2 rRNA genes are annotated in these 2,361 nt (G+C 52.5%); both read left to right on the top strand.

Annotated elements, in window-relative coordinates:
- Window positions 1-65: ribosomal RNA gene (locus tag R3F64_RS19310) — 16S ribosomal RNA — on the top strand; the annotation flags it as partial.
- 292 nt (window positions 66-357) lie between these two features.
- A 23S ribosomal RNA gene (locus tag R3F64_RS19305) occupies window positions 358-2,361 on the top strand; the annotation flags it as partial.

Raw genomic sequence — 2,361 nt, 5'->3', positions numbered from 1 at the left:
TCATGACTGGGGTGAAGTCGTAACAAGGTAGCCGTAGGGGAACCTGCGGCTGGATCACCTCCTTAAACGATGCATCATCCTCGCGGTAAGCGCTCACAATGAATTACCTGATCAGATAGCTGTTGATACGCAGTGATAAGCGTTTTCTTCACGTTAAAAAAGAGAAAAGACCTTTTTTCCTTTTAATGTGAACAAAGCATCCGCTTATCACTGCGCATAGCAGTCGCTCTTTAACAATGTATATCATGCTGACATGAACGTTTTTTAAGACGTTCATACGTAATTGTTTTGTGATACGTCTCAAGCGTATCCGGCAATCGTTATCATTGCGAGACACCAGACCCCTTCGGGTTATAGGGTCAAGCAATGAAGCGCACACGGTGGATGCCTAGGCAGCCAGAGGCGATGAAAGACGTGGAAGCCTGCGATAAGGCTCGGCGAGGTGGCAAACAACCTGTGACCCGGGCATTTCTGAATGGGGAAACCCACTCATCATCAGATGAGTATCCCCCACTGAATATATAGGTGGGGGAGGCGAACCAGGGGAACTGAAACATCTAAGTACCCTGAGGAAAAGAAATCAACCGAGATTCCCCCAGTAGCGGCGAGCGAACGGGGACCAGCCCTTAAGCATGAGACTGACTAGCCGAACACGTTGGGAAGCGTGGCCGTAGCGGGTGATAGCCCCGTAGTCGAAAGTCTGATCATGTGAAATCGAGTAGGTCGGGGCACGAGAAACCTTGACTGAAGACGGGGGGACCATCCTCCAAGGCTAAATACTCCTGGCTGACCGATAGTGAACCAGTACCGTGAGGGAAAGGCGAAAAGAACCCCGGAGAGGGGAGTGAAATAGATCCTGAAACCGTGTGCGTACAAGCAGTAGGAGCAGACTTGTTCTGTGACTGCGTACCTTTTGTATAATGGGTCAGCGACTTATATTCAGTGGCGAGGTTAACCGTATAGGGGAGCCGTAGGGAAACCGAGTCTTAACTGGGCGACACAGTCGCTGGATATAGACCCGAAACCGAGCGATCTATCCATGAGCAGGTTGAAGATTGAGTAACATCAATTGGAGGACCGAACCAGGATCTGTTGAAAAAGATTTGGATGACTTGTGGATCGGAGTGAAAGGCTAATCAAGCTCGGAGATAGCTGGTTCTCCTCGAAAGCTATTTAGGTAGCGCCTCACGTATCACCGCCGGGGGTAGAGCACTGTTTCGGCTAGGGGGTCATCCCGACTTACCAACCCGAGGCAAACTCCGAATACCGGTGAGTGCGAGCGTGGGAGACACACAGCGGGTGCTAACGTCCGTTGTGAAAAGGGAAACAACCCAGACCGTCAGCTAAGGTCCCGAAATCCTGGTTAAGTGGGAAACGATGTGGGAAGGCTCAGACAGCTAGGAGGTTGGCTTAGAAGCAGCCATCCTTTAAAGAAAGCGTAATAGCTCACTAGTCGAGTCGGCCTGCGCGGAAGATGTAACGGGGCTAAACCAGGTACCGAAGCTACGGGTTCACACTTAGGTGTGAGCGGTAGAGGAGCGTCGTGTACGCCGATGAAGGTGAATTGAGAAGTTCGCTGGAGGTATCACGAGTGCGAATGCTGACATGAGTAACGATAAAGGGAGTGAAAAACTCCCTCGCCGGAAGACCAAGGGTTTCTGTTCGACGCTAATCGGAGCAGAGTGAGTCGGCCCCTAAGGCGAGGCCGAAAGGCGTAGTCGATGGGAAACGGGTCAATATTCCCGTACCGGACATGATTGCGATGGGGGGACGAAGAAGGCTAGGTGAGCCAGGCGTTGGTAGTCCTGGTGAAAGTCGGTAGGCTGAGGGCTCAGGTAAATCCGGGCGCTCAAGGCCGAGAGACGAGACGAAGACACCACGGTGTTGAAGTCATCGATGCCACGCTTCCAGGAAAAGCCTCTAAGCTTCAGATCATGTGCGACCGTACCCCAAACCGACACAGGTGGTCAGGGTGAGAATCCCAAGGCGCTTGAGAGAACTCGGGTGAAGGAACTAGGCAAAATGGTGCCGTAACTTCGGGAGAAGGCACGCCGGCGTATTGTGAGAGCCCTCGCGGCTTCAGCGAGAACCGGTCGAAGATACCAGGTGGCTGCAACTGTTTAGTAAAAACACAGCACTCTGCTAACGCGTAAGCGGACGTATAGGGTGTGACGCCTGCCCGGTGCCGGAAGGTTAAGTGATGGTGTTAGCCGTAAGGCGAAGCTCTTGATCGAAGCCCCGGTAAACGGCGGCCGTAACTATAACGGTCCTAAGGTAGCGAAATTCCTTGTCGGGTAAGTTCCGACCTGCACGAATGGCGTAATGATGGCCACGCTGTCTCCACCCGAGACTCAGTGAAAT

Source organism: Halomonas sp. 5021, assembly GCF_036663435.1.
In the GTDB taxonomy this organism is placed as follows: domain Bacteria; phylum Pseudomonadota; class Gammaproteobacteria; order Pseudomonadales; family Halomonadaceae; genus Vreelandella; species Vreelandella janggokensis.
Note: the sequence above shows the minus strand (reverse complement) of the source record. Positions and strands in the feature narration are given on the sequence as shown.